The sequence below is a fragment of the Aeromonas sp. QDB18 genome (assembly GCF_027705325.1).
Lineage (GTDB): Bacteria > Pseudomonadota > Gammaproteobacteria > Enterobacterales > Aeromonadaceae > Aeromonas > Aeromonas caviae.
This window is the reverse complement of sequence record NZ_JAPDBQ010000330.1, coordinates 1-841: the sequence shown is the minus strand read 5'-3', so window position 1 is coordinate 841 and position 841 is coordinate 1. Positions and strand designations below refer to the sequence as shown.

Here is an 841-nt window from a genome sequence, read left to right as displayed (position 1 = left end):
CGGGGTCGTGGCTTCCACTACAGCGATACTGCCATCGAGACGGCACTCATGCTCAAGGGCGTATTCAAGCTCCCACTGCGCGCCCTAGAGGGGTTTATAAACTCGCTGTTTAAGCTGATGCAGGTGCCCCTGACATCACCGGACTACAGCAGCATCAGCAGGCGGGCCAACACGGTGGAGGTCAAGTACCGGTTGCCCAGCCAAGGGGCTGTCGCCCACTTGGTGATTGATGCGACCGGGCTGAAGGTTTATGGCGAAGGTGAGTGGAAAGTCCGAAAGCATGGCAAGGAGAAGCGGCGTGTCTGGCGTAAGCTTCACTTGGCAGTGGATGCCGCCACCCATGCGATTATCGCCGCCGAGGTTAGCCTCGAGACGGTGGCAGACAACGAAGTGTTCCCCAGTTTGCTCAACCCGTTACGACGCAAGATAGAGCAAGTCAGTGCGGATGGGGCTTATGACACGAAAGCCTGTCATGCCCTGCTCAAGAAGAAGGGGGCCAAGGCCACTATCCCACCGAGAAAGAATGCGGCACTGTGGGAAGAGGGGCATCCGCGCAATGAAGCGGTCACTGCCCTCAAGGCGGGAGAGCTGGCGCAGTGGAAGCAGGCCTCTGGCTACCATCAACGCTCTAAAGCCGAGACAGCCATGTACCGAGTCAAGCAGCTCATCGGTGCAAAGCTGAGCCTGAGAAATTACAACGCGCAGGTAGGTGAAGCACTGGCGTGGGTGAAGGCTATCAACAGGATGACGGGGTTAGGTATGCCTGTACGACAACAGGTCAACTGAGCGAAATCGGCGCCTGAGAGACTGCTGTCCTGCTTTGGAATTGTGCAACAAGGCC

The 841-nt window shown here is 57.7% G+C and carries 1 protein-coding gene; it reads left to right on the top strand.

The window, feature by feature from the left end:
• Positions 1–786, top strand: a 786-nt coding sequence (locus OKC30_RS21190) for an IS5 family transposase (RefSeq protein ID WP_270805456.1), incomplete at its 5' end; no start/stop codon positions are given.
• Positions 787–841: the final 55 nt, after the last annotated feature.